18 protein-coding genes and 2 tRNA genes are annotated in these 19177 nt (G+C 33.9%); 5 read left to right on the forward strand and 15 right to left on the reverse strand.

Annotated features, from left to right (window positions below; genetic code table 11):
* Nucleotides 1-34 precede the first annotated feature (34 nt).
* On the forward strand, nucleotides 35-850 hold the full coding sequence (locus LEM02_RS04395; protein WP_226080037.1) for a hypothetical protein: 816 nt from the start codon (nucleotides 35-37) through the stop codon (nucleotides 848-850).
* Between the two features lie 120 nt (nucleotides 851-970).
* Entirely contained in the window at nucleotides 971-1798 is an 828-nt protein-coding gene (locus tag LEM02_RS04400; RefSeq protein ID WP_226080038.1) for a hypothetical protein, read from the forward strand.
* A gap of 80 nt (nucleotides 1799-1878) precedes the next feature.
* Here the strand turns inward: LEM02_RS04400 and dnaQ are convergent, their stop codons facing one another.
* The 8 genes from dnaQ to rpsD form a co-directional block, all read right to left on the reverse strand.
* The gene (gene dnaQ / locus LEM02_RS04405) at nucleotides 1879-2553 is read right to left on the reverse strand and encodes a DNA polymerase III subunit epsilon (RefSeq protein WP_226080183.1); all 675 of its coding nucleotides are present in this window, start codon (nucleotides 2551-2553) and stop codon (nucleotides 1879-1881) included.
* Between the two features lie 791 nt (nucleotides 2554-3344).
* Complete coding sequence (locus LEM02_RS04410; RefSeq protein WP_226080039.1) at nucleotides 3345-3779, reverse strand: hypothetical protein; 435 nt, start codon at nucleotides 3777-3779, stop codon at nucleotides 3345-3347.
* Between the two features lie 95 nt (nucleotides 3780-3874).
* Nucleotides 3875-4738: a lipoyl synthase gene (lipA, locus tag LEM02_RS04415; RefSeq protein WP_226080040.1), complete on the reverse strand. Its 864-nt coding sequence runs from the start codon at nucleotides 4736-4738 to the stop codon at nucleotides 3875-3877.
* Complete coding sequence (rpmB, locus tag LEM02_RS04420) at nucleotides 4731-5045, reverse strand: 50S ribosomal protein L28 (RefSeq protein ID WP_226080042.1); 315 nt, start codon at nucleotides 5043-5045, stop codon at nucleotides 4731-4733. Before rpmB ends, lipA begins: the two co-directional genes overlap by 8 nt.
* Before the next feature lie 54 nt (nucleotides 5046-5099).
* Entirely contained in the window at nucleotides 5100-5423 is a 324-nt protein-coding gene (locus tag LEM02_RS04425; RefSeq protein ID WP_226080044.1) for a DUF721 domain-containing protein, read from the reverse strand.
* Between the two features lie 266 nt (nucleotides 5424-5689).
* A complete protein-coding gene (gene iscX / locus LEM02_RS04430) occupies nucleotides 5690-5884 on the reverse strand; it encodes a Fe-S cluster assembly protein IscX (protein ID WP_226080047.1) in 195 nt (64 codons plus the stop codon).
* Nucleotides 5885-5908: 24 nt separating this feature from the next.
* A tRNA-Leu gene (locus LEM02_RS04435) sits at nucleotides 5909-5995 on the reverse strand.
* A 5-nt stretch (nucleotides 5996-6000) separates the two neighbouring features.
* Nucleotides 6001-6615 (reverse strand): 30S ribosomal protein S4, encoded by a 615-nt coding sequence (rpsD, locus tag LEM02_RS04440; protein ID WP_006012690.1) that lies wholly within the window; start codon nucleotides 6613-6615, stop codon nucleotides 6001-6003.
* A 113-nt stretch (nucleotides 6616-6728) separates the two neighbouring features.
* On the opposite strand from rpsD, the gene tkt reads away from it, so the two are divergent.
* On the forward strand, nucleotides 6729-8693 hold the full coding sequence (gene tkt / locus LEM02_RS04445; protein ID WP_226080049.1) for a transketolase: 1965 nt from the start codon (nucleotides 6729-6731) through the stop codon (nucleotides 8691-8693).
* A 335-nt stretch (nucleotides 8694-9028) separates the two neighbouring features.
* On the opposite strand, the gene LEM02_RS04450 is transcribed toward tkt, so the two are convergent.
* The 3 genes from LEM02_RS04450 to LEM02_RS04460 all read right to left on the reverse strand — a co-directional run bounded on the left by LEM02_RS04450 (nucleotide 9029) and on the right by LEM02_RS04460 (nucleotide 12435).
* Entirely contained in the window at nucleotides 9029-10792 is a 1764-nt protein-coding gene (locus LEM02_RS04450; RefSeq protein ID WP_226080051.1) for an ATP-binding protein, read from the reverse strand.
* Nucleotides 10789-11802, reverse strand: a complete 1014-nt coding sequence (locus tag LEM02_RS04455) for an IS110 family RNA-guided transposase (protein WP_226079700.1) — start codon at nucleotides 11800-11802, stop codon at nucleotides 10789-10791. The genes LEM02_RS04450 and LEM02_RS04455 overlap by 4 nt, the downstream gene beginning before the upstream one ends.
* Nucleotides 11803-11934: 132 nt before the next feature.
* Nucleotides 11935-12435, reverse strand: coding sequence for a leucine-rich repeat domain-containing protein (locus LEM02_RS04460; RefSeq protein WP_226080053.1), 501 nt, complete (start codon nucleotides 12433-12435; stop codon nucleotides 11935-11937).
* A 285-nt stretch (nucleotides 12436-12720) separates the two neighbouring features.
* On the opposite strand from LEM02_RS04460, the gene LEM02_RS04465 reads away from it, so the two are divergent.
* Entirely contained in the window at nucleotides 12721-13641 is a 921-nt protein-coding gene (locus LEM02_RS04465; protein WP_226080055.1) for a ribose-phosphate diphosphokinase, read from the forward strand.
* Complete coding sequence (gene gatC / locus LEM02_RS04470) at nucleotides 13631-13984, forward strand: Asp-tRNA(Asn)/Glu-tRNA(Gln) amidotransferase subunit GatC (RefSeq protein ID WP_226080057.1); 354 nt, start codon at nucleotides 13631-13633, stop codon at nucleotides 13982-13984. The genes LEM02_RS04465 and gatC overlap by 11 nt, the downstream gene beginning before the upstream one ends.
* Before the next feature lie 38 nt (nucleotides 13985-14022).
* Here gatC and LEM02_RS04475 read toward each other — a convergent pair whose 3' ends face one another.
* From LEM02_RS04475 to LEM02_RS04490, 4 genes are all read right to left on the reverse strand, one after another.
* Complete coding sequence (locus LEM02_RS04475; RefSeq protein ID WP_226080059.1) at nucleotides 14023-15279, reverse strand: Tol-Pal system protein TolB; 1257 nt, start codon at nucleotides 15277-15279, stop codon at nucleotides 14023-14025.
* A 9-nt stretch (nucleotides 15280-15288) separates the two neighbouring features.
* The gene (locus LEM02_RS04480) at nucleotides 15289-16923 is read right to left on the reverse strand and encodes a ribonuclease J (RefSeq protein WP_226080061.1); all 1635 of its coding nucleotides are present in this window, start codon (nucleotides 16921-16923) and stop codon (nucleotides 15289-15291) included.
* 168 nt (nucleotides 16924-17091) lie between these two features.
* Nucleotides 17092-18210, reverse strand: a complete 1119-nt coding sequence (dnaJ, locus tag LEM02_RS04485) for a molecular chaperone DnaJ (protein ID WP_012481762.1) — start codon at nucleotides 18208-18210, stop codon at nucleotides 17092-17094.
* An 82-nt stretch (nucleotides 18211-18292) separates the two neighbouring features.
* Nucleotides 18293-18370, reverse strand: a tRNA-Arg gene (locus LEM02_RS04490).
* Nucleotides 18371-19177 lie beyond the last annotated feature (807 nt).

The raw sequence follows: 19177 nt of genomic DNA on the forward strand, positions 1-19177 counted from the left end.
TAAAAATTAATGATTTATATCTATTATAGTATATATGTCAAAAAAAGTGATTAATGAGCTGAAAGATAAGGCGAGGGAGAGGAGATATGCTGATTTGAAGTCTACAGAAAGTTCTGATTATAGAACATATAAGGATTTGGATATGGACTTCAATAGTGAATATGAATTTGTTTGTGACCTTGTTATTAATGGGAAGGCAATAACTAATGATTTCATTAAGAATTTATATTTAAAACATGAAAATCTCATTACAGAAGATAAGGACAAAAAAGGGAGTTATCGTCTGTTTCTTAAGCAAATCTTCACGGAACACGCCGGTGCAGCAGTTCCAAATGACTCTATTATGGAAGAATTGATAACTTATTATAACAGGTCTGGGTACAAGCAATTCTTTTCTTCTCAAAGTCAAGCACTTAGTTCTTTTGGATTGTGCATGTATTCATTCCACTATTTAATTCCTTCTTACAGAGAAAGGACCTATATGAGTTGTGAAGATCCAAATTGTCTGAAGTTCAGTTTTAGCGTAAATGATGGTATATATAACGGTAATAAAATTTTAGTATGTGATTTACAAAACTCAGTGGAGTTTAAACTAAAATGTGAAGGTGAAAATGTGAAGTATGAAGAAGGCAAGGTGTCTCTTACTATTCCTAAGGAGCTGAAAAATTACAAAGCAAATGATAAGAATTTGTTTGACGTTATTATTGAATATTTTCAGAAATTTTGTGAAAAATTTAGATTTTACTTTTTTGAGGAAAAATTTGAGCATAATCTGGATAAGCCACTTGGAGTATTAAGTGATATAAATACAACCAAAAATAAGAATCTAAATTTGAAGAATTTAAAATAAGATATTGAAATCTCTGCTTTTTTTAATAAGGTGAGTATAATAAAAAGTAAATCAAGTTTTACAGAAAACCTTTACTTATGATGAAAAGTACGTAATACGTATATAATATAAAATTATGATATGTCAAAAAAAATAGTTAATGCATTAAAATCTGAAGTAGAAAAGCTCAAATATGATGATTTAAAGTCTATATCAATAAAATCAGATAGTTGGAACTTTGGTTACAAAACATATATTGACCTTAGTAGATCACACAACCTTACTATTAACGAGAAAGGAGTGCCTAATGAGCTTATTGAGAAGCTATATTCAAAACATAAAGATCTCATTTTAGAAGATGAGAATGGAAGAAAGAACTATCGTCCATTTCTTAAACAAATTTTCGAGAAAATATTTGAATATGTTGATGCAGCAGTTCCGAGTGACTCTATCATGGAAGAATTGATAACTAACTATCATCAAGAAGGGTATAATCATTTTCTGTTTCTTCATATATTAAAGGCTCTTTTTCCATTTGGCTTGCTTGTGTTAGATTCTAGCATAATAATAACTTATAGTATGGATTGCCGTGACTCCAATTGTCTAAAACTCAATTTTAGCATGGATTGTATAAAGGTGCGCAGCATTAATCCTGTTAATGATATTAAAACACCAAATTTTCACAGTTCAATAAAATTTAAGTTAAAATCTAAGGGTAGAAGTATAACATATGAAGATGGTAAAGTGCTTATTACTATTCCGAAAGAGCTGAAAAATTATAAAGCAAGTGGTAGAAATTTTTTTGACACTACTATTGAGTGTTTTCAAGAATTTTTTGGAAATTTGGGATTTAATTTTGAGACAAAAGTGGAACATAGCCTAGATAAACCACTTACAGTATTAAAAGATGCAAATACATCCCATGATAAGAATTTAAGCTTGAACCAACAGTTAAGTAATTCAAGATAAGATATTGAGATTCGCATTTTTAAAGCTAGAAAACACATTCATTGAGAGAATAATTTCGCTACTGAAAGCAAAAGGCGTTTTTACAATCTTCTATCTACTACTCCCTCATGAACAGATACGTTAATCTCATCTAACTGCTCACTAACTTCTTCATTACTTGGCAAGTATCCTCTAAGAGATAAGTTACGTACTGCATGCTGACATTGATTCAGAGAAGTTTGTGTAAGCTGAACATAAACTTTTGCAAGCAACTGAGCATCAATTAGCGCTCCGTGTGATGTTCTGTCATTCAGCGATATGTCAAAACGCTTGCATAATTCATCTAAAGATGCAGGTGACCCTGGAAACTCTTTTCTCGCAAGTGGTAATGTATCTAACACTCTGTCTGAAGAGATTAATTCGGCATTCAGTTTGCCAAGTTCCATATTAAGGAATTCTACATCGAACTTAGCATTGTGAATTACCAAAATATCATTAGATATAAAGTCAAGGAATTCAGATGCAATTTCTGAAAACAATGGTTTATCTTTTAAGAATTCTTCGCTGATGCCGTGAACTTTAAATGCCCCTTTGTCTATATGCCGTTCTGGATTGATGTACCGGTGGAATACTTTGCCTGTTGGAATACGGTTAATCAATTCCACACACCCTATTTCAATAATACGGTGACCAGACTTGACACTAAGACCAGTAGTTTCAGTATCAAGCACTATTTCACGCAGCCCATCTTGTTTGGAAAGTTCTACACTTAACATACTACTAGGATCTGACTGACTGTTGGTAGCTTGTATCGTTTTTTTTCTTTTGGCTACTAATTTTTGTGTAGCACTTTCACCGCCTTTTACTCTAGAATGTCCAGGCGCTTCGGTTATTGAGCTGTTTTTTATACTATCAAGGATAACTTCTTTATCATTCAAGAATTTTTTACCGTTACCTTCTACATAAAGTGAGGTGAGATTTTTGAGTGCTATATCTCCTCCATAGTGGTGGCGCCACACTCCAACAATGTTGTTGTTTTCTACATTTAATAAAGTAAGATTCGGGAGACATTTGCTGCCAATTAAAAATGCAAAACCTATATCGCCAATATGATTATTGCTTATTTCAAGTAAAGTAAGGTTTTTTAGATTGCCTTGACCTATATATCCTGCACCTTCAAAACCAAGTTTATTATTCCTTAGAGTAAGCGAAGTAAGATGTGTAAGTTTACCTAGTTCTTTTACATCTTTAGAATCAACCTCTACATTTATTAAATTAAGCTCTTTAATGTCTTTTTTACTCTGTAAAAAGTTTGCTAGCTTTCTTACATCAATTTTAGCACTTACATTTGATATTGTTAAAGCCTTATCATGTACATATCCACTAAAACCCACCTTACCCTCTGTTAATATACTATGTAAATATTTTAGCTGGCATCTCAGTAGCTGTCAATTGCTTATATAAGATCTTAAACAGCTGGTTTAGGTGCTGTAAAATTCATACTTTTGTGATCAGCTAAGTAAAAAGTCAAGCCTAGGGCAACTCACTAAGCTTTTCTGATTTATTGTTATACAGTTCTTGAGTTTTTTTCTTCCTTTACAAAAGAATCTGTTACTAAATCCTTTAAAGTTTCACCAGGCTTTTCTGGCAATTCAGGTTTAAGTAAATACTCAAGTTCATATATTGCTGCTGTAATTGCTATAGCAGCTAAAGCTGCAATTAAAAATGGTGAACTTATTTCTTCTGTTATGAGTGTTAAAGTTATTAAACCTCCTAGCAGCCCAATTACTGGTGGAACAATAATTGCTGCACCTCTTTCCCATAATTGTGTTTTCTGTTTCTTTTTTTTGCGTCGTTTACACTCTCCTTTTTTTCCTTCAAGTGGAATTTCTTTAACTTGGACTTGCTGACAAAATGTTACCTTTCTTTTTAGCTTTATTTTGTCAGAAAAAGAACATTTTGATAACTCAGTGTAGTCAACTTTTTCGTTAGAATCACCCATAACTTTTTCGCTTCATCAATACCTATATTAAATTATACTCTAAATAAAGTCGAAATATTAATTACTATATTAAACTATACTCTAAAAAAAAGATATTAACTACAAGCCTTGAGCCTGTTAAAGTCTTCTTCAGCGTGGTACGATGACCGCGTCAATGGGCTTGATGCAACTACCAAAAAGCCTTTGGAATAAGCAATATATTTATAATGCTCAAACTCTTCTGGGGTAACATATCTATCAACCTTTACATGCTTTGGAGTTGGTTGCAAATATTGACCAATTGTAATGAAGTCAACTTCGGCGCTACGTAAATCATCCATAACCTGAAAGATTTCTTCTTTTGTTTCTCCAAGACCAACCATAAGCCCTGACTTCGTGAAAAGTTTAGGATTAATCTGTTTCACCATCTTTAGCAAATATAGTGAATGAAAATAACGAGCTCTTGGTCTTATTTTTGCATACAGCCTTGGTACTGTTTCGATGTTGTGGTTATAAACATCAGGTGATGCAATAGCTATTGCTTCAAACGCTCCTTTCTTATTTAAAAAATCAGGAGTGAGGATCTCTATTGTTGTTTCCGAAGTTATCTTTCTAATTTCTTCTATACACCTTATAAACTGATTTGCACCACCATCTGGTAAATCGTCACGGTCAACAGAGGTAATGACAACGTGCTTTAAATTTAACTTTTTTATTGCTTTTGCTAAATTTTCTGGTTCATGAGGATCGAGCTTATCAGGAATGCCAGTTGCAACGTTGCAAAACGCACAAGCACGAGTACAAACAGAACCGAGAATCATCACAGTAGCATGACGTTTATTCCAACATTCACCGATATTTGGACACGCAGCTTCTTCGCATACTGTATGTAAGTTATGTAGCTTAACAGTGTTTAAGGTTTCATTGAATATTTTACCAGCTGGAGCTTTTGCTCTGAGCCATATAGGCTTACTATGCATCTGAAACAGCTAATTCTACCTCTTGTTTTGCTAAAGCTTTCTTTAATCTTCTTTTTATCTTTTGTGCTTCTTTACTTAGTTTAATTGTTTTTGTATTGAGCAAGAAAGCATCAAGATCACCTTTATAGTCTATAGTTCTTAAAGTTCTTGTTGCTATACGAAAGCTAAACTTTTTGTCTAATATATTACTCGTCAATGTAACTTTATGTAAATTTAAGAGAAAGGTACGCTTTGTTTTACGATTTGAGTGCGATACCTTATTACCAAAAGACTTTTTTCTATTTGTTAATTCACAAATTCTACTCACTTCAATATACCAATTTATCCTATTTAACCAGGTTAACCTGATATAGTTAAATAGTCAACTCCCTTGCTTGATTTTTATACCGTATACTGCTTTATAGCCAAAAAACACTGTAATTTTTTCTATTACAAGAGAAACCATATGCTGCATTTCTAATGCTTTACTGCCATTTGTTACTAACAGATACAGCACACCCGAATTTACATTTTGTGCGTATGAGATCTTTTGTGGTTTTGTACATTCTGCTAATTCCTCTCCAACTATACTTCTCCAGTTTAAAATAAGACGTATTTCATTTTTGCTGATCTTATTTTTCATGCATTTTAATGCATAGTTTTCTATTATAGATTTTAATTTCTTTGGCCCGCTATATTTAAACATCTTTCCAGTGCTTAAAATTAAATTATATTACAACTTTCTTATACAAAAACTAACTTATTGTTTTCATGACCCTCGGCCTCACACATAAAAAGCAGTATTTGTATATCTAGCATTTGCCAGAATTTTGTGTTTCCTACCTTGTAATCATTTTTAATTTTAATTTGTTAAATTATTATGAAGCTAAGTAAAATTCGGGTAAAGTATAGTATTCCCAAGAAGATTATCTTTTTACTGTATGCTGTAATTTTCTTATAGCTATCTGTTTTTTAAGATCTTTCTGCAATCCAAGCTGCTTGAATGGCCTCTAATATTTTTTCATTACAATACTTTTCATCATCATCAAACTCTTCTAAATCCAAGACTTTTCTTTTAAGTTCAGTGAATCTAATACTAATTATATCCTCACTGGGAAACTTCTCTTCTAGAGCTTCTGCAATATCTTCTATATCAAGCCATTTCATACTTTCTTTTTCGATAAATTAAACTGGTGCCCATGGGGAGACTTGAACTCCCAAGGTCGCAAAACCCACGGATTTTAAGTCCGCTGCGTCTACCGATTCCGCCACACGGGCCTTATTTATCTAGAGTAAAATTCTACTACTAAATTGACTTCCATGTCTGCTGAATATGGGACTTCGGAATATTGAGGCGCTCTCAAATACTTCACTGAAAGTGCTTTGCTATCTGCCTCTAAATAATCTGGAGCCTTACGTTCTTGTTTTTGTTCAGCCTCTATTAATATAGGAATTTTTGCTGCTCTTTCCCTTATTTTTACTATATCACCAGGCTTCACTCTATAACTTGATATGTTAACCACCTTATCATTAACTGTAACATGTTTATGAGATATAAGCTGTTTTGCCGAGTAAATTGTTGGCACAAAACCAGAGTGATATAAAACAGAACTTAACCTTGATTCTAAGGCACCAATAAAATTATCAGCCGTATAACCCTTTCTTTTGTAGGCATCTAAAAATGTACGTCTAAGCTGTTTGCTTGAAATTGCATAGTAGAACTTAAATTTTTTATGTGCAGCAAACTGCTTACCAAAGTCAGATAACTTCTTAAATCCAAGAATACCATGCTGACCTGGAGGGTATTTTCTTTTATTGACCGAATCTTTTGCTCTACCCCATAAGTTTACACCAAGCCTGCGACTGATTCTATACTTTCTATTGATAACAGTTGTCATACAAAAATTCTCACAATCTAACTATAAATTATTAATGATTTTAACATTGAGTGTCAACTTGTTTTTGCCACTATGATATAGTATACTTCACTTTTAAGTTTTCCTATTAATACATGAATAATCTACTACTAAAATCCATGGCAAATGCTGTCCGCTTTTTATCAATTGATGCAGTACAAAAAGCAAATTCTGGACATCCAGGTATGCCACTTGGTATGGCAGATGTTGCCACTGTATTATTTGCTAAATATCTAAACCATAACCCTGATGATTCTAAATGGTTTAGTAGAGATCGTTTCGTCCTATCAAATGGTCACGGTTCGATGCTGCAATACTCTATATTATATCTGACAGGCTATATTAGTATAGATGAACTAAAAAACTTTAGGCAACTTACATCAAAAACTCCAGGTCACCCAGAATTTGGCTTAACTTCCGGTATAGAAGCAACAACAGGCCCGCTTGGTCAGGGATTTGCCACTGCTGTTGGCATAGCACTTGCTGAATCGATTCTTGAAAAGCAGTTTGAAATCAGTCACTACACTTACGTAATGCTAGGAGATGGTTGTCTTATGGAAGGTATAAGCCATGAAGCAGCGTCCCTTGCTGGGCATCTTAAATTAAATAAGCTGATAGCACTTTTTGACGACAATGACATCTCTATAGACGGCTCTACTAGCCTCTCTTGCTCTGATGATATAGAAAAGCGTTTTTCAGCGTATGGATGGAATGTTGACAAAATCGATGGGCATGACTTTGATGCTATATCCCTTGCAATAGAGCAGGCGCAAAAGTCTGATAAACCTACACTAATCTGTTGCAAAACTATTATCGGAAAATTTTCGAGCCGTGCTGGCACATCTTCTGCTCATAGTGGTGCCTTTACAGAGGAAGATGTAAAACAGATGAGAGAAAAATTGAATTGGAACTATGAACCATTTTATGTACCAAAAGATGTGAAAAACGCTTGGATGGAAACAGTTAAGAGGGCAAAACAAAACTATACATCCTTGATCAATGAAGAACTACAAAGAAGACTTGAGAAACGTTTGCCGAATAACATCGAGAGTGATTTGGCTAACCTGAAGAAACAAATATGTGAGCTCATGCCAAACGAAGCTACTCGATCTTCTTTCGGTAGAGTAATGGAACTATTAACTAAGTCTATGCCAGAACTAATTGGTGGCTCTGCTGATCTTACCGGTTCAAATTGTACTAAATATAAGCACATGCAGGCAATAGATAGTAATAATTATGGTGGCTCTTATGTACACTATGGAGTGAGAGAGCACGCTATGGCAGCTTGTATGAATGGTATGGCTCTTCATGGTGGAATTATTCCTTATGGTGGAACTTTTTTAGTATTTTCCGATTACTGCCGCCCTGCTATACGTCTTTCAGCTTTGATGAAACAGCAGGTTGTATATGTAATGACTCATGACTCAATTGGAGTAGGGGAGGATGGTCCAACTCATCAGCCAATAGAGCATTTAGCTTCTCTGAGAGCTATACCAAATCTGTATGTTTTTAGGCCAGCAGATGCAATTGAAACTTTGGAATGCATTAACATTGCACTTGAAAAAAAAGAATCTCCATCGTTATTTGCACTTTCAAGGCAAAATATTAATTACATGCACTCTTATACTGACCAATTGGCCAACCTATCAAAATTTGGTGCATATATACTATGCGAATATTCAGGGAAACTAGAAGTGACGATATTTGCTACCGGATCTGAAGTTGAAATTGCAGTTGAGGCAAGAGAAAAATTACAGGAAAAAGGTGTAGGAACAAGGGTCATTTCTATGCCGTGTTGGAGGCTTTTTGACGAGCAAAGTGATGAATATAAAGCGGTAGTATTAAATAATGACAGCATCAAAGTTGCAATTGAAGCTGGAAGTGAAGTGGGTTGGCATAAATATATAGGTTCAAACGGTATATTTATTGGCATGAAAAATTTTGGAGAATCAGCACCTTATGAAGCTCTTTATAAGCATTTTAATATTAGCGCTGATTATGTAGTAAAATGTGTTTGTGAAAACGCTTTTTATCATTCCACTGCGCATAAAATTACTTAATGCACTCAGCAAGTGCCGTTATTATGATATATATAACAATGTTACAAAAATAATATCATAGAATTCAAGAATTACTACGTGCTAAAAAAAGCAAAATGCTGTTTATAAGAATAAATGGCAAACACTCAACCAATTTCTATTTGTAAATCAGGTGAAGTCAAACCTATAAAAAATTTTGGAGTGTTCGTATGCGCCAAGAAAGGTAATTTTTTAAAAAATATCTTAAATTATTAATCAAAAACTACCTTACTCTACACTTCCGCCATTTTCTTCAATTTAAGCTACAGCAGCAGCAAGGATTTTTTAACTTGCCAAACAGGTACAAATTTAAAACCCTAAAAACCATTTAAGGAAGTTACAAGGTTAGTAGTTTGATCAATTTCAACATTACTAAGTGTTGTATTTGCCTTATACAAACAGTAACATCCTGCTGTAAGAAAAATTAATGCGGCTACAGCGAGTGAAAGACACATTGCTAAATGAAACATTGTCAAACTTGCACCAATAGCAAATGCTCCAGATAATACAAAGGAAATAGAGGCATAATTACCTTGCCTTTTACTATTAGTGCTTGCTCCTAAGAATTTTTCATATTTACTATTTAGCTCTTTGTTTTTACCTTCAAGTTGTTTCTGTAGACCTTCAATACGATTCTCTAGTGTGCTTTTATGTTTCTTGAGTTCGGTTGTTACCATACTCTCTAATTCACTTTGTAGTTGAGTACTTTTTTCATTGATAGTCTTTAGATTATCCTTTAATTGAGTGTGTTCTTCAGTGCATTGAGTTATTTTAGTTAAGTCTTGCCTTACACAATCTAGACCCTGTTTTAAGTCGCTGTTCTTAGAGTCAAGTTCTTCAAATTTTTCATTGTGTTCTTCCTGCATATTGTTAATTTGAGTTTGTGTGACCTCAAGTGTCTTAGCTATTTTTTCATACCATTTCTGTATACCTACAACATCTGAACTGCTATTTGCAGAGCTATGACTTTCTACATTATCTGCATTATCAATATGAACGCCACTGCTACAATTGGGTTTAAGACTATTAAGTAATTCTAGACCACCATTAGCTTGCTTACCTTCAGGCTCTTGAGATTTCTTCTTATTAATTGCCTTAATGAAGTGACTCGTATTAATAGTGACTTTTCCTTCAATTTTAGCACGATGTATAATATCCCATGCTGTTTGATTTATTAAATATTCTAACTCAGCTCCCGAGAAACCATCAGTTTCATTTGCAAGCTTTTTAGTATCTACTTTAACTTCCAAACCTTCAGTATCTTTGAATTTTTTTATATACAAGTTCAATATCTTCTCACGCTGGGTCTGATCTGGCAAAGGAATTTCAATATGATTAGAGAGACGGCCTGGCCTAATAAACGCTTTGTCTAAAACATCTTTACGATTAGTTGCAGCAATCACTGTTACACCTTCTAGTGGGTTGAAACCATCAAGTTCGGTTAAAAACTGATTAACAAGGCTGCTGTATGATTTAGCATAAGCAGAACTATCGTTACCACGTTCTGCAGCAATACAATCAATTTCATCTATAAAAATTATACAAGGAGCATTTGCTCTTGCCTCTTTAAAAAGTTCTCTTACGCGCGCTTCAGCTTGACCAACATACGATTTTTGAAATTCAGAGGCAGAAACACTAATAAACTTTACGTTGGCTTGACATGCAATTGCACGAGCAATTTTGGTTTTACCATTTCCGGGTGGACCATAAAAAAGGTAGCCTTTTTCTGGTTTGTAACCTGTCTTTTGAAGTAATGCTTTATTTTTTTCTGGAATAATATCAAGAATCTTGTTTAGCTCCTTTCTCACGCTTTCTAAAATTATTATATCATCAAGTGTTGTTTTATTTTTCGATTTTGCTGGATCAAAAATTTCTATTGAAGAGCCACTTTCTTTTGATCCAATAGATAAATTCTTGATCTCTTGCATCTGAACCTTATGACAATATAAATTAATCGAAGTAGATTTTTTAAGATTCATTAAAGCTTCTACTCCTTTATCACCAATTTCGTTCCCATCGAAATTAAGTTGAGTAAGGTTTTTAAGATTAGCTAAAGCTTTAGCTCCTATGATTGTTGTCAACTATAAATTTCATATTTTGTAAAATCTTTGAAAACCCAGTTGTTTTTAAGAGTATAGAAAATGGTTGTTAGAAACTTCCTAGCAGTTGCAGTAATAGCCTTAGCAGCACCACGCTTTTTTTTCACATGTTCATAAAAGCTTCTCAAATAAGGGCTATAACGTATAGCAATCCAAGTACACTGTACTAAAGAAGTACGACCTATTTTCGGTCCACGTTTGGTAATCTTTCCAATTGTACATTGTTGATTAGATTGAGAAACTCGTGGTACAATTCCAAAATAAGCTGTCAGTTTTTCTGGATTACTAAAATTATTAATATCACCAATTGTTGCAACAAAGACAGCTGCAGAAATTGCACCAATGCCTTTAATACTGATGAGATTATTAAATCCAGGGAGCTGTTTGGCAAAAGCTATCATTTCCTTTTCAAGTTTTTTGAGACTTTCTCGAATAACTTCCAGGTTACTGCTAATTACTTCAATCTCAACCTTTTCCAAGTAACTCCAATCACGTTTACCTAGAGAGCGTTCAAATCCCGTTTTGGTTGTCAGTACTTCCTTTTTAATCTTTATTCCGTGGTAATTGAAAAGTCCATGCATTTTATTGATTAAAGATACCCGTGATTTTACTAACTGATCTCTTGTTTTAAGAAGAGAAGCTAACTGTTGGCATTGTTTGCTCTTGCATTTTGCTTCAGGCAACATATCTTTGCTGAGAAAAAAAGCAATAGCTCTTGCATCATGTTTATCTGTTTTATTTACAGAACGACGAATAACTTCAAATTGCAAGGGAGCAACCACAACAACACGCTTAACGCAGGGTGACACTTCATCATAAAAGAAACAGCTATTCCCTGTTGCTTCAAAAGCTACTTCATCTGTTTCTCGAAGATCTTTAATAAATTTATCTAAATCCTGTAAGCGAAATGTTTTAATATGCTCTGGTTTTTCCTGTTCTAAATAACAAACAGTAAAACTATTAGTATGTAAATCAACACCTATATAACGCATAAATTTTCCCTCTTATTGAATACTCCAATATATCAGAGTAGAATATTACCGGTTGGTCCATTCTCCTATACGCGGTCACTAAATTTTATAGGCCGCATGATGGTTTTCGGTGGCAGGGGCGATTAATCTCCCTCACGAGGTCTTTTTCCTGTATACTGCAAAAAGCAGAAAGGGCCTCACAAAAACTTTCAACCTGCCACCTATCCACTCTGAGAAGTTATTATACCTTCTCATGCTTCCAACCAAGCAATAACAATTCATATCATCTCCCTCATCACCAATTTTGTTATAATCTAAATTAAGTTGAGTAAGGTTTTTAAGATTAGCTAAAGCTTTAGCTCCCTCATCACCAATTTTGTTATAATCTAAATTAAGTTGAGTAAGGTTTTTAAGATTAGCTAAAGCTTTAACTCCCTCATCACCAATCTCGTTAAAACTTAAATCAAGTTGAGTAAGGTTTGCAAGATTACCATTAGCTAAAGCTTCTGCTCCTTCATCACGAATATAACATCTTTTTAAACTAAGCTTTGTAATACTAAGATTGCTCTGTAAAAAGCTTACTAATTCACTTATGTTTATTGTTTTCGAGTACAAATCAAGAAAGTCGCCTTTAACAAATTTATTAAAATCCATTTCGTTTTTTCATTAAATATATAAACATTTTAATCTATATTTTAATAATTATCAAGTTTTTTATAAATTTAATGAAAGTTATAGAAAGTGCTCAGCATCACAAAAAATTTACTTTATTTTTAAGTAGAAAAACAGCACGTACCTTTGTGAAAACGAGTTGCATGATAAGAAAGCTGGTGAAATGTTTCGAGTAACTTTTCCGTTTCTATTATCCACTTGGCAGCAAGAATAAAGTTTTAATCATTCCATGGTTTCTGTATAATTTTCAAAACTTAATTGATATATATGAAGGTAATAATAGGTAGCACTAGTAAACAATTAGGAGATTCAATAGCAAGTGGGCTAAATGCTCAGCTATTACCTACTCAGGTATCAAGATTTGCCGATGGTGAGGTAAATGTAGAAGTAGCAAATGATCTACGTGATCAAGAAGTATACGTAGTGCAATCTCTTTCTTCCCCTGTAAATGATAACCTTATGGAGCTTTTGCTTACAATTGATGCAGCAAAGAGGTCAGGAGCCAAGAGAATAACGGCTATTATTCCTTATTACGGATACAGTAGGCAGGATAGGGTTATTAAAAACAATAATATGCAATCTGCTTTAAGTGCTAAATTAGTTGCAAATCTTATTCAAACTGCAGGTGCAAATAGCGTTGCTGCTATTGATTTGCATTCAAGTCAAATTGAAGGTTTTTTTGATATATCAATTACTAATTTAAGCTGTTTTAAAGTATTTGTTAACTCTATATACAAGGAGAATTTGGCAATAGTTGCGCCTGATGTTGGAGCAATTGGAAGGGCTCGTACTTTTGCAAAGATTTTAGAGGAAAAATACAAGTTAGATAATGATATTGTTGTAGTAGATAAATATAGAGAAAAAGCAGGTACATCTCAGGTAATGAATGTAATCGGAGAAGTTGCAAACAAAAATTGCGTCATTGTTGATGATATAGTTGACTCTGGCGGAACATTATGTAATGCAGCCCTTGCTTTAAAAAATCGCGGAGCAAAGTCTGTAGTTTCATGCATCACACATGGCGTACTTTCAGGAAATGCAGTTGAAAAAATCTCTTCCTCTTCTTTAGATAAATTAGTAGTTACGGACACCGTATTTCACAAATTCGAAAAAACTGATAAGATAAAGGTTGTTTCAATTGCAAACATTTTAATTTGCTTCATGCAAGGAGGTAAAAGTGTCAGCTAGGTCAACAGAAGATGTCATCACTTCGCTAATAGAATTTGCAAACAAGAGAAAAATAACAATTTCCAGAGAAGAAATGCTTAAAACTTCACAGCTTGTGAGGATTAAGTTATCCGATGATGAGATTCAATACTACTCAAAAGAACTGACAATGCTGGATTGGATACATGATACTTTGTTGAAAGTTAATACTGAAGGTGTTTCTCCTATGCGTTATGGAACTATGGATAAGGATATCCACGTACGCGATGATATTATAAATTCTCAAAACATTAAAGAAGAAATATTATCCAATACAAAATCGGAGCATGGGTATTTCGTAGTACCGAAGGTTATAAACGATTAAGATAAAGCAAGATTTATACCAATTTTATAGATCTACTTTCAAAAATAAGACCAATCTGGTAAAGAAGCATTCGTTGGAGTAAAAACCATTTTTTGATTTTTCTTTACTAAATCTACTAAATATAATTTAGAGTTGCTTGGTGATTCTATTTTTGTAAAAATAATTTCTCTACTATTTGGTAGCCATGCTGGAGATTCAATTTTATGACCCTCTGAAAGGAGACGTTCTTCTTTGCCATCTGGTTTCATAACTCCTATGTAAAATTTTCCTGACTGAATCTTTGTAAAAGCTATCAGATCTCCTTTTGGCGACCAAACAGGTGTAGCATACTTTCCACTTCCAAAACTAATTCTCTTAGGTTTTTTGCTTTTCTTAGTGAAATCTATGATATATAGTTGCTGACTTCCACTTATATCAGAACTAAAAACCATGTACTTTTGATCTGGAGAAAAAGAAGGAGAAGTACTTATAGCTGAACCTTTAGTAATTTTTTTTGTTCGTTTACTACTTAAATCTAGAGATAATATATTCGTTTCACCACTCAATGAGTGGGAAATTAAAAGAGATTTACCATCAGGAGAAAATCTTGGTGCAGAAATAACTCCTTCGAATGCACTGATTATTGATTCAGTGTTATCTTTTAAATTTTTTAATATTATATAACTTTTACCATTTTTGTATGAGATGTAAACGATACCCTTTCCATTTGGTGAGAATCTTGGTGTTGACACAAATTTATCACCATTTGTTAAGTATCTTATATTACTTCCATCTCGATTCATCACAGCAATTTTACGGACGGATTTGTAATTGCTATCTTTTTCTTCAGCAATATAAGTTATTTTTGTGTTGAAGTACCCTTTCTCACCAATCAATCTATCATGTATCATATCCGAAACGAGGTGACTGATTTTTCTCCAGTCTTTTGCTGGAAAAACAACCGACTGAACAAGCAATTCTCTTTTTGTAAAACTGTCAAATAAACGAAAGGATAGCTTTAAATTTCTGTTTGATACTTCACTTAAACTTACTGTGACTATGGTATCGCTTTTCCGAGATTCAGTTTCTATGCTACGTTTTATATTAAATAAGCCACTATTAGATAGATTTGTTTCAATTACCTTTGTGATGCTTTCACTTAGCTCACTTTCCATTTCTGTCTTGCATGCACATTTAGATACAACAAGATCAATATTACCAATATTGCTTTTTTTTATATCAACATATAAAACAGCTTTTGTGGAATAAGGAAGAAATAACGAAACGAGCAATATTAATTGAACGAATAACTTCATTCTTTCATTTCATACCTGTTCTATCTGGACTTCAATTATAGGTCTTTTTAGTAAATATTCTTTTAAGATACTAAATATTGAGCTCTCAATTTTATTTCTTATTTTTTTTATCGGCTGTGAGTCAAATGCTGACTCAACCTTCTTTATGATCTTTTGCATAATGGCTGCATCTTTTTGCGCTTCGAAAACACCAGGTGCAAATACTTTTGGCTTAGCAAGCAGTTTATTTTTCTTGTTTACAACTGCTGTCACTACGATAGCTCCGGCATCTCTCATTCTCTCACGCATTTTTATAACGCTGCATTCTGGATGACGGAGTAACATACCATCAATACCAAAGTAGTCGACATCAATTGAGCTAACTTTTTCCCCATTTTCCAAATTAACGATATCACCTGGTGCAATCATTATTGCTTTTTTCACACCGCACTCTTTAGCAAACTTTACATGTGCATCCGTATGAATATACTCACCATGAACTGGAATAGATATCTTAGGTTTTATCAAAGAATACATTTCCCTTAGCTCTGCTTTTACTGGATGTCCGGAAGCATGAACGTTCTCTGTTTTTTCAGTAATAACTTCTACTCCCATCTCAATAAAGGCATTGAGCATATTATGTGCACGAGTTTCATTGCCAGGAATGATTTTTGATGAAAAGATCATGGTATCACCTTGCTGCATTTTAAATGCTTGATGACTCTTAGCGGCAAGTCTTGCGGTAGCTGCTGGTGGCTCACCTTGACAACCTGTGCAAAGTAGCACCAGCTTTTCCCTTGGAAAATTTACTGCCTCCTTTGCTTCTAGAAACTCAGGAGAATCAGTTAAATAACCACTATCCTGCGCAACTTTCACTATTCTCCATAAAGATCTGCCAAGTAAAACAACCTTCCTATTTAGTGCTTGTGCAGCTTTAGCGATAATCTCAATTCGCGCCACATTCGAGGCAAATAGCGATACAGCAACCAATTTTTTAGACCGCTTTATTATATTGTAAATATTATCATAAATTTCACTTTCTGACTCAGGGTGATGCTTGCTTAATATATTGGTTGAATCGCAAATTGCTGCAAGCAGGTCACCTTTATCGCCAATTTCTTTTAGACGCTCCATATTAGAAGTTAATCCAACAACAGGTTTTGGATCAAATTTCCAGTCTCCGGTATGGAGTGCACTACCTATTTCAGTGCTAATTAATATTGAATTTGCCTCAGGAATTGAATGAGTTACATTTATAAACTCGACGGTAAAAGGACCCAAATTTATGCTGCCATTTATGTCTACCTCTTTCACAGGCACTATACCTTCCAATCGAAATTCTTTTAGTTTCTCTTTAAGAAAATTAACCGTAAACTTTGTTGTATATATGGAGCACTGCAACTCTTCCCACAAGTGAGGCACTGCACCGCAGTGGTCCTCATGTGCATGTGTAATTATTATTCCAAGTAAATCTTTTTTTCTTTGAGCAATAAAGTCTATATCAGCAATGAGCAACTCAACACCTGGCATAGTTTCATCTGCAAAACCAACACCAAGGTCGATCATAATCCACTTACCTTGGTAATGATATAGGCTAACATTCATCCCGATTCTTCCTACTCCCCCAAGCGGAAGAAATAAAAACTCATTTTTGTTTATATTCATTAAATTTAAATTATTAAAACCTGAGAATAGCAAAACTGCGACCTTAAATAAAGGAATTTATCACTTTTGCATAACTTAAAAAATCTTTTCACTAAAAGAGAAGGCTTTCAAATTGGTAAAAAGAATTAAGTGTAGACAGCTACCTCTTTATATCATTTAGCAAATTTCTCATTTTTTTTTTACTTTTCCAAAGAATCCTTCAGATTTCTGCTCTACACTTTCATGTTCCTCTTCCTCAAGCGCTTTTAATAGCTCAATCTGCTTTTGGGTTAAATTCTTTGGATTTAAAGTCTCAACTATTACCTGTACGTATAAATCACCACGAGCATGTGAGTTCATATATGGCATACCCTTTTCCCTACAACGTAGTTTGGTACCAGTTTGAGTGCCTTCAGGGACCTTTACTTTTATTTTAGCTCCATCAATTGATTGAATATCGATTTCACCACCAAGCACTGCTAGTGTCATTCTTATAGGCACTTTACAGTGTAAATCTGCTCTATTGCGAGTGAAGATCTGATGAGTAGCTATTTTCACACATACGTATAAATCTCCGCTTTTTCCACCTCTTGCTCCAGCTTCTCCTTTACCACTGACCCTTACCTTAGCTCCTTCTTCTATGCCTTTTGGAATTGAAACGGAGATATTTACTTCATCTCTTTTACGCCCACTTCCACCGCATTTCTTACATTTATTTTGTATTATTTCTCCTTCCCCATAGCATGTAGTACACGTTCTTTCAATGGTAAAAAAGCCCTGCTGAGTTCTAATTCTACCGCTTCCCTGGCATGTGTTGCACTGAACTGGTTTGATTGCTCCTTCGCTACCTGTGCCTTGGCATGTATTACATTTTATATTTGTCACATAATGTATAGGTGCTTGTATTCCTTTAAATGCATCTTCTAAGGTAATTTTAAGGTCGTAGCGCAGATCTGCTCCAGATACTCCTGTTGTACTTCTTTTTGTTCTTGACCTACTTGTACTGCCGCCGAATCCTCCACCAAAAAAATCGTTAAATATATCGCTAAAATCCCCTCCAGCTTGGCTGAAATCAAATCCACCGGAAGCACCATCGTGACCATAACGATCATAACCTGCTCTTTTTTCAGAGTCAGATAGAACTTCATATGCAGCTGTTACTTCTTTAAATTTTTCCTCTGCTTCCTTATTACCAGGATTTCTGTCAGGATGATATTTTAATGCTAGTTTTTTATATGCTTTTTTTATCTCGTCAGTACTAGCATTTCTGCTCACTTCTAGCAGATCATAGTAGTCTTTTTTGTTCATATACAATAGCTCAGTATTTTATCTTTAAAGATAGGTATTACATATATGAATTTCAAGTATGACCTCTATTTCCTATAAAATATGGTGCACCCTGAGCGACTTGAACGCCCGACCTTTTGATCCGTAGTCAAATGCTCTAATCCAACTGAGCTAAGGGTGCTTGCACAAAGTTGACTTTAACAGATTTTATAGCTTATTTCAATTGGTTTAGCTAAAAATAAAACTCTTATCATGTATGAAACCTGTAAGAAATTGTACTAGCTCTCTTAAAGGATAACTTAAGTTAACAATTTCCAATTACTTTGATTTTAGAACCGCTATCCGAATAAGAGCTTTTCACATTATACAACCATTATTCTGCTAACAAATAGCAGAATAACGGTTGTATAAACTATTTTGGCTATATCAGAAGATGGGTTATGCAGAAACCTTAAAATACTTCTTGCTTGCCAAGGAGAATAAATACATTCCTACAAACAAGCAGATACTCAATATCGATGCATAGGAAAACTTGAAAATTAAATCTTTAATATATCTTGATAAGCATTTACCTGCAGAAATTTTGTATAGTAGTCCAACACAAACAATCGTACTATCAATGACTGATGCTATAATTAAAGTGATGAAATTTGCCATATGAAAATTCAATTTGGACTTTAATTTTTTTAAAATAACTATGCTTGAGAGAAGAGAGACTAGAATTGCAGTATATGAAACCAATATTACCAAACTAAAATTTTGCAATTTAAAAAGACAGCATATCACTGTACACACTATTAAGCTGTAAGTAGCTTTGCTTCTACCATGAAACTCAACCATTGAGTTTACAACTAAAGTGGCTCCCACAAATAAGGTAGCACATATCATTAATTTATTTGAAGTGTTAAGTAAAGAAAGACTGATAAGCAAGAGTATTGATAAAATGGACATAATAACCTACCCAAATTTAATAACATGCATTTATTTT

The sequence above is a fragment of the Wolbachia endosymbiont of Tribolium confusum genome, from assembly GCF_020405475.1.
Classification (GTDB): Bacteria; Pseudomonadota; Alphaproteobacteria; order Rickettsiales; family Anaplasmataceae; genus Wolbachia.

Excerpts from the sequence above, each read along its gene's own strand:
- LEM02_RS04395 (WP_226080037.1), top strand. The coding sequence starts at position 35 with ATGTCAAAAAAAGTGATTAATGAGCTGAAAGATAAGGCGAGGGAGAGG.
- LEM02_RS04400 (WP_226080038.1), top strand. The coding sequence starts at position 971 with ATGTCAAAAAAAATAGTTAATGCATTAAAATCTGAAGTAGAAAAGCTC.
- dnaQ (WP_226080183.1), bottom strand. The coding sequence starts at position 2,553 with ATGTTAAGTGTAGAACTTTCCAAACAAGATGGGCTGCGTGAAATAGTG.
- LEM02_RS04410 (WP_226080039.1), bottom strand. The coding sequence starts at position 3,779 with ATGGGTGATTCTAACGAAAAAGTTGACTACACTGAGTTATCAAAATGT.
- lipA (WP_226080040.1), bottom strand. The coding sequence starts at position 4,738 with ATGCATAGTAAGCCTATATGGCTCAGAGCAAAAGCTCCAGCTGGTAAA.
- LEM02_RS04425 (WP_226080044.1), bottom strand. The coding sequence starts at position 5,423 with ATGTTTAAATATAGCGGGCCAAAGAAATTAAAATCTATAATAGAAAAC.
- iscX (WP_226080047.1), bottom strand. The coding sequence starts at position 5,884 with ATGAAATGGCTTGATATAGAAGATATTGCAGAAGCTCTAGAAGAGAAG.
- rpsD (WP_006012690.1), bottom strand. The coding sequence starts at position 6,615 with ATGACAACTGTTATCAATAGAAAGTATAGAATCAGTCGCAGGCTTGGT.
- tkt (WP_226080049.1), top strand. The coding sequence starts at position 6,729 with ATGAATAATCTACTACTAAAATCCATGGCAAATGCTGTCCGCTTTTTA.
- LEM02_RS04455 (WP_226079700.1), bottom strand. The coding sequence starts at position 11,802 with ATGCGTTATATAGGTGTTGATTTACATACTAATAGTTTTACTGTTTGT.
- LEM02_RS04460 (WP_226080053.1), bottom strand. The coding sequence starts at position 12,435 with ATGGATTTTAATAAATTTGTTAAAGGCGACTTTCTTGATTTGTACTCG.
- LEM02_RS04465 (WP_226080055.1), top strand. The coding sequence starts at position 12,721 with ATGAAGGTAATAATAGGTAGCACTAGTAAACAATTAGGAGATTCAATA.
- LEM02_RS04475 (WP_226080059.1), bottom strand. The coding sequence starts at position 15,279 with ATGAAGTTATTCGTTCAATTAATATTGCTCGTTTCGTTATTTCTTCCT.
- LEM02_RS04480 (WP_226080061.1), bottom strand. The coding sequence starts at position 16,923 with ATGAATATAAACAAAAATGAGTTTTTATTTCTTCCGCTTGGGGGAGTA.
- dnaJ (WP_012481762.1), bottom strand. The coding sequence starts at position 18,210 with ATGAACAAAAAAGACTACTATGATCTGCTAGAAGTGAGCAGAAATGCT.